This window comes from Micropruina sp. (assembly GCF_047607385.1).
Classification (GTDB): Bacteria; Actinomycetota; Actinomycetes; order Propionibacteriales; family Propionibacteriaceae; genus Micropruina.
On record NZ_JASGDE010000100.1, the window covers coordinates 1 to 7,089 of the forward strand.

Annotated in this window: 6 protein-coding genes and 1 pseudogene; 5 read left to right on the forward strand and 2 right to left on the reverse strand. The window is 69.4% G+C overall.

The features are described from left to right. The coding region (locus tag QM582_RS08990) for a 2-oxo acid dehydrogenase subunit E2 (protein WP_415083688.1) at positions 1–808 on the forward strand (808 nt) is incomplete at its 5' end. Between the two features lie 799 nt (positions 809–1,607). On the opposite strand, the gene QM582_RS08995 is transcribed toward QM582_RS08990, so the two are convergent. After that, positions 1,608–2,480: a hypothetical protein gene (locus QM582_RS08995; protein ID WP_415083689.1), complete on the reverse strand. Its 873-nt coding sequence runs from the start codon at positions 2,478–2,480 to the stop codon at positions 1,608–1,610. Positions 2,481–2,919: 439 nt separating this feature from the next. On the opposite strand from QM582_RS08995, the gene lipB reads away from it, so the two are divergent. The 4 genes and pseudogenes from lipB to QM582_RS09015 all read left to right on the forward strand — a co-directional run bounded on the left by lipB (position 2,920) and on the right by QM582_RS09015 (position 6,569). Further along, positions 2,920–3,657, forward strand: coding sequence for a lipoyl(octanoyl) transferase LipB (gene lipB, locus QM582_RS09000; protein ID WP_415083690.1), 738 nt, complete (start codon positions 2,920–2,922; stop codon positions 3,655–3,657). A 135-nt stretch (positions 3,658–3,792) separates the two neighbouring features. Further along, complete coding sequence (locus tag QM582_RS09005) at positions 3,793–4,470, forward strand: DUF2278 family protein (protein ID WP_415083692.1); 678 nt, start codon at positions 3,793–3,795, stop codon at positions 4,468–4,470. 106 nt (positions 4,471–4,576) lie between these two features. Beyond that, positions 4,577–5,491, forward strand: a pseudogene (gene lipA / locus QM582_RS09010) (lipoyl synthase); the annotation flags it as partial. 316 nt (positions 5,492–5,807) lie between these two features. Beyond that, entirely contained in the window at positions 5,808–6,569 is a 762-nt protein-coding gene (locus QM582_RS09015) for a DUF4191 domain-containing protein (protein ID WP_415083694.1), read from the forward strand. Positions 6,570–6,649: 80 nt separating this feature from the next. Here QM582_RS09015 and QM582_RS09020 read toward each other — a convergent pair. Continuing rightward, positions 6,650–7,089, reverse strand: a 440-nt coding sequence (locus QM582_RS09020) for a hypothetical protein (RefSeq protein ID WP_415083696.1), incomplete at its 5' end; no start/stop codon positions are given.

The following is a 7,089-nucleotide window of genomic DNA, read 5'->3' on the forward strand; positions in this document are numbered from 1 at the left end:
ACCCGCACCGGTCGCCGCCGCTCCGGCTCCGGCCGCCGCTCCCGCCGCCAAGCCGTCCGCGCCGGCGGCTCCGCCCGAGGGTTCCAAGCGCGGCACCACCGAGAAGATCAGCCGGATGCGTTCGGTGATCGCCAAGCGGATGGTGGAGTCGCTGCAGATCGCGGCCCAGCTCACCGGCACCGTCGAGGTCGACCTGACCAACATCAGCAAGCTGCGGGCCCGCGCCAAGGAAGACTTCCGCAAGCGCGAGGGTGCGTCGCTGTCGTACCTGCCGTTCATCTGCAAGGCGGTCTGCGAGGCGCTGAAGCAGTTCGACAAGGTCAACGCCACGATGGACATCGAGGCCGGCACGATCACCTACCACGCCGCCGAGCACCTCAGCATCGCCGTCGACACCGACCGCGGCCTGCTGGTGCCGGTGATCAAGGACGCCGGTGACCTCAGCCTGGCCGGCCTGGCCCGCAAGATCGGCGACCTCGCCGGTCGGGCCCGGAACAACCAGCTCGGCCCCGACGAGATGTCCGGCGGCACCTTCACCATCACCAACTACGGCTCGGCCGGCACCCTGTTCGACACGCCGATCATCAACCAGCCGCAGGCCGCCATCCTGGGCACCGGCGCGCTGGTGAAGCGCCCGATGGTGGTGAAGGACCCGTCCCTCGGCGAGGTGATCGCGGTGCGCGACATGATGTACCTGTCGATGAGCTACGACCACCGCCTGGTGGACGGCGCCGACGCGGCCCGGTTCCTCTCCGCGGTGAAGGCCCGGCTGGAGGCCGGTGACTTCGCCGCCGAGGTCGGCCTCTGATTGACCCTTCGATGCCCGCCACCGTTTCTCGGTGGCGGGCATCGTCGCGTCCGGGCCAAGACGCCGACTTCCTTGCCTGCCTTGCCTCTCCGCTGCTGCCCTGGACCTTTGCCTTGCCCGCCTTGCCCCGAACCATCCGGCCCGTCTTGCCCCAAACCGTCCGGCCACCCTCGCCCGCTTGCCACTCTCGCTCGCCTTGCCCTCTCGCCCCTCTCGCCCGAACCACGAGGCCGGCCTTGGCCCAAACCTCCAGGCCCACATTGCCCGCCTTGCCCCGGACCATCCGGCCACCCCTGGCCCGCCTTGCCCGTCTTGCCCGTCTTGCCCGTCTTGCCCGTCTTGCCCCGAACCATCCGGCCACCCCTTGCCCGCCTTGCCCGCCTTGCCCGCCTTGCCCGGATCACCCTGTGCCGCCTGGTTCCAGTGATCGTCAAGCACGGCGGCCGGCGATCTCGACATCACCGTCCACTGGAGGGAGACCTCTCCGATTTCGGGTCGTTACCCGAGATCGAGCGCGTCTCCCAAAAACGAGGAGCGATTTCGAGATCGCTGCCCAGCAGCTGCGACCAGAAGTGACGCATCAAGGGCCAGGAGCCGATCCCCAAGGGCGCCGTTCGGGCCGTCCCACCAACAGACTGCTGGTTGATGCCGACGCCCTGACGCCGCCGGGGTGTCAGGCCAGACAGCAACGACCTCCACATCCCACCCTCACGTTTGATGCCGACACCCACACACCCCGGGATGTCACCTCCACATCCCACCCTCACGTTTGATGCCGACGCCCAGGTACCCCGGGATCTCAGGCCGCAGACACGGACGGGCGTGACGCGTCGCGAAGGATCGTCTGAAACCTGGCGAACAGGACCTTCGGCCGGTTCAGCAACTCGTCGGTGACCCGGATGACCGACCAGCCATCGGCGCGAAGGTCGTCCTCGCGGACCTTCTCCCCCACGAGTACCGACGGATCGTCGTACTTGGTTCGTCCGTCGGTCTCGATCAGCACCCTGGTGCCCTCCAGGCGAGCGTCCGCACGGTAGCGCGTCCCGGGCACCTCGAACTGTGGTTCGAGCCGATATCCCCAGCGGTCGAAGGTGAGCACGGTTCTCGACTCGAGCGGCGACTCGCGCCGGCCGTCGCCCAACCGGAGGATCACGGGCAGTCGGCGATAACCCACCCAGCCCTTGAGTTGGTCGGCCACCGCCTCCAACTCCTCCCGCGTCACCAGTCCCCGGCGGAGTGCCGCGTCATACGCCATGAGACCCGACTCCACCGCCATCAGCCCGGTCTGAGCGATCGCCAGTGCGGCGCTCGGCGACGAATGCGTTCCTACTTGCTTGTGAATCGACAGACCGGACCGATGCTGTCCCGGACCGCGCGTCGTGCGCATCACGTGCACCAGGCGCCAGTCCGGACGATGCACGGGCAGTTCCAGAACCACCGCGGCGGAGTAGTGACTGGGGATCACCCCGGGCCGTTCGGAAGTCTCGATCTGCACCAACAACCGGTGCCGATCCTCAGGCCGGTCGAGCTGCTGCGGGCTGTACCAACCCCGCTTGAGCCGGTCCACCACACCGTCCGCGAGCGCCTTACGCAGGTCTACCTCGGTGACCCCCAGTTCGCTTGCCTGCCCGGTCGTGAACAGGGACAGTTCGAGAAGTTCCGAAGGCAACATTGGCCCATGGTCGGACGGCAGACTGCCCGGAGGGAAGGGCTCTACCGCAATCTGTGGATAACTCCGGAACCCTGAAACCAGGCCCTTCCTGTCCGGCGTGGATCCGGCGATCTCGACATCGCTTCCCAGTTGCCAGGTACCTGCTCGATTTCGCATCACGACCCGACATCGGCGAGTTTTTCCTCTATCAGGCAGCGATGTCGAGATAGCCGGCCCTGATCGACCGGGCGCGGACACCGGCCCTGATCGACCGGGCACGGACGCCGCCCCTGATCGAACCCGGCGCAGACGGCCGGCGCGGACGCCCGCACGGACGGCTAGCCCCGATCGAACCCGGCGCGGACGCCGACCAGGACGATGACGCCGGATGACACAGAGCGACCGGCCGATGACACGGGCGCGGATCCCGGTGTGACGGAGCAGGCATAGACTGCCGGACGTGTCCGAGCCACGCCTCGCAGATGATCGTCCGGTCGAGTTCCAGTATTTGGGGCTGACCGAGGTTCCGCCGCGACTGAGCGAGTACGTGCCGACCTGGGAGTACCAGCGCGAGGTGCATGCCCGGGTGGCCTCTGGCGAGTCGCCGCCCCAGGTGCTGTTCGTCGAGCATCCGCCCGTCTACACCGCCGGACGCCGCACCGAACCCCACGAGCGTCCCTTCGACGGCACCCCGGTGGTGGACGTCGACCGCGGCGGCAAGATCACCTGGCACGGCCCCGGACAGCTGGTCGGCTACCCGATCGTCTTCCTGCCCCGCGGCATCGGGGTGGTCGACTACGTCCGCCGGGTGGAGGAGGCGCTGATCCGGGTGCTGGCCGACTACGGCCTGGCCACCGGACGGGTGGACGGCCGCACCGGTGTCTGGCTGGCCCCCACCGCGACCAGGCCCGAGCGCAAGATCGCCGCCATCGGCATCCGGGTGTCGAAGCAGACCACGCTGCACGGCTTCGCCCTCAACGTGACCAGCCAGCTGGGCGGCTTCGACAACATCGTGCCCTGCGGAATCACCGACGCCGGGGTGACCTCGATGGCCGCCGAACTGGACGGCCCGGCGCCCTCGCTGGTCGAGGTGGCCCAGGCGATCGAACCCCATCTCGCCGACCTGCTCGCGCTGCGCCCCTACGCCCGGGCGGCCGAGTTCACCGTGCCGTCCGCGGTATCAGCGGCCACCCGCTGACCCTCCTTCGGGAATCCGGACGACGCGCGATCCCCGCGGGTCGGACACCCAGCACCCTGCCGAACGCAGGATCCCGGGGCCACCACCCGCGACCGGCGCCGCACCGGCGGTGAAGGACGGTGAAGGAGGTGCCCGATGCCGCTCGACCACGGTTACGGCGTCCTGGTCGGCACGCTGGTCGCGCACGAGCGTGACCGACCCGACAATCAGGGCCGCTGGTACCACGTCATGCTGACCGTCGACGTGGCCGGCGCCCGCTATCGCGCCGCGGTGGACGTGGACAGCCACCAGTCGGCGACCGGGGTGCAATGGAAGGTGGTGCCGGCCAGCGCCGCCGACCTCGGTGCGCCCGCCACCCTGCCGCCCGGCTGGCATCCGCTGGCGTCCACGCCCGGCAGCGGCGCGCTCGACCACATCCGGCATCCGATCGCCCGCACCTGGCGGTTCCTCCGGGCCGGCCTCGCCCATCGCCACATTCTCGGCTGGACGCCGTGGTGGCGCTGGATCAGCGTGGTCTACCGCCCGTGGCGCACCGGCAGCAACCTGGACGCCAGCCTGGCGCTGGAGCAGATCCTCACCGTGGGCGGCCCGGTTCTGGTCTGGGGCGAGCCGTTCGACACCGGCTTGGGCGTGCACAACGTGCACCAGAACCAGGGCGACCCGGTCGGTTCGCTGTGGGCGGTGTCCAACGGCATCTGGCAGGACGGAGGGGTCGCGGTGCCGCACGGCACGGGCGCGTTCGTGGCGTTCCTGCCGCGGTTCTCCAGCCAGGCCACCGCCACCGACGAGCAGGGCCATCCGCTGCCCGGCTGAACCGGACGCCGGCGTCCGCTGTGAGCAGAGGACTCGGGCCGCCCGGGTGCGGTGGGGATAGGATGACGCGGTGACCCTTGCAGACGATGCCGTCAGCCCGCCGCCGATGAGTCCGCCCGCGGGCCGTCGGCTGTTGCGTCTCGAGGTCAAGAACTCACAGACCCCGATCGAACGCAAGCCGCCGTGGATCAAGACCACCGCGCGGATGGGCCCGGAGTACCGCGACCTGATGCGGCTGGTGAAGGACGAACAGCTGCACACCGTCTGCCAGGAGGCGGGCTGCCCGAACATCTTCGAATGCTGGGAGGACCGCGAGGCCACCTTCCTGATCGGCGGTGACTCCTGTACCCGGCGCTGCGACTTCTGCCAGATCGAGTCGCGCAAGCCGTCCGGCTACGACAAGGGCGAACCGCTGCGGGTCGCCGAGTCGGTGCAGACCATGGGGCTGCGCTACGCCACCGTGACCGGGGTCTGCCGCGACGACCTGGAGGACGAGGGCGCCTGGCTGTACGCCGAGACCATCCGGCAGATCCACACCGTCAACCCCGGGGTGGGCGTGGAGATGCTGGCCCCCGACTTCACCGGCCATCGGAAACTGCTGCAGCAGCTGTTCGACACCCGTCCGGAGGTGTTCGCGCACAACGTCGAGACGGTGCCGCGGATCTTCCGCCGGATCCGTCCCGGCTTCCGCTACGACCGCTCGCTGGAGGTGCTGCGCTGGTCGCGCGAGGAAGGCCTGGTCACCAAGTCGAACCTGATCCTCGGCATGGGCGAGACCCGCGAGGAGATCACCCAGGCGCTGCACGACCTGTACGACGCCGGAACCGAGCTGATCACCATCACCCAGTACCTGCGACCCACGCCGCGGCACCACCCGATCGACCGGTGGGTGACGCCCGAGGAGTTCGAAGAGTTGGAGCAGGAGGCCACCGAGATCGGTTTCGTGGGCGTGCTGTCCGGCCCGCTGGTCCGCTCGTCCTACCGCGCCGGACGGCTCTACCGCACCGCCATCGAGGCCCGCCGGCGGCTGGAACGCGATCAGGCGAAGGCTGCCAACGGCACCGTCGGCAGCAACGGAGCGGCGAGCGCCAATGGCACTGCGCGCGCGAACGGTGCGCACGCCGACGGCGACACGATCACCTTGCCCAACGGCATCACCCTGCCGCGCTCCGGCGGAGCACCGGCCGCCAACGGTACGGCCGAGCACCCGGCGAACGGCGACACCATCACACTGCCCAACGGCATCACCCTTCCCCGGTCCGGCCAGGCGCCGGCAGCGAACGGGACGGCCAACGGCGCCTCCACCAGCACAGTCACGATCAACGGGAGCAGCACCCATGGCAAGTGAGAAGGCGAAAGCCCTCGCCGCCCAGCAGAAGGCCGAACGCAGGGCCGAGAAGCTTCGCAAGAAGAACTCCGACGACCCCCGCGACTGGGGCCGCGTCCGGCAGATCGTCGAGGCGTACAAGCGCACCAGCGAGATCGATCCGCAGCTGAAGTGGTGGACGGTGGCCGCGGTCGCCGCACCGATCGTTATCTGCCTGGCGGTCGGGTTCTGGCTGCAGCCGTGGTGGCTGTGGTTGATCACCGGCGTGATGCTGGCCCTGGTGCTGGTGCTGTGGGTGCTCACCTGGCGGGTGAAGAAGGCCAACTTCAAGCGCTACGAGGGCCAGGCCGGCTCGGCCGAGGTGGCCTTCCAGCTGCTCAACAAGCGCAAGTGGAGCTACGAGTTGGGCATCGCCGCGACCCGGCAGATGGACGTCGTGCACCGGCTGATCGGGCGTGCCGGCATCGTGCTGGTCGGTGAGGGCAACCCGGCCCGAACCCGCGCGCTGCTGGCCACCGAGACCAAGAAGCACGAGCAGGTCGCCTACGGCGTGGCGGTGACCACCATCCTGGTCGGACGCGACCAGGGCCAGGTGCCGCTGGACGCGCTGCAGAAGCACATCGAGAAGCTGCCCAACGCCCTGCAGCCGCACCAGCTCACCGAGGTGAAGCAGCGGCTGCGCGCCCTGGACGCGATGCGGCCCAAGATCCCGGTGCCGCGCGGCCCGATGCCCACCATGAAGGGCGTCAACCGGGCGATGCGCGGCCGCTGAACAAGGATCAGCCCCTCCATCGTCATCCCGGACTTGATCCGGCATCTCGCCCGCCCGAGAGCCCGGGATGACGTGAACGATCAGCGCGTCCCTAACGCGGCGGCGTCCAGGGCGGGCGGCGGCTGCCGCTGATCGACCGCGACCAGCACCCGGCCGGGTGGTCCCAGGCTCCAGACCTGCAGGCCGGCGATCTCCGATCGGTAACGAGCCGCATTGACCGGACGCCCATCGACCAGCAGGTCCCCTGCTCCTGCCTGCTCCAACCCCTCGGCGATCCGTGCCTGGACGGCGAAGAGGTGTTCGATGATCTCTTCGGTGACCTCGGGGGTACCGTCCGGAGACCGGACGAGTCCCTCGCGGGCCCACAACACGAAGCTGGCGACGGCACCCTCGAACGTCCCATCGGGATCGATCCCGTTCGCCACTGCGACCGGTGCAGCTGGATCCCCGAACTCCCCGTAGAGCGGGGTGACCCGGTCGGCGCTGTCGGCCGACAGCGACTGCCAGCGCAGGACGGCCC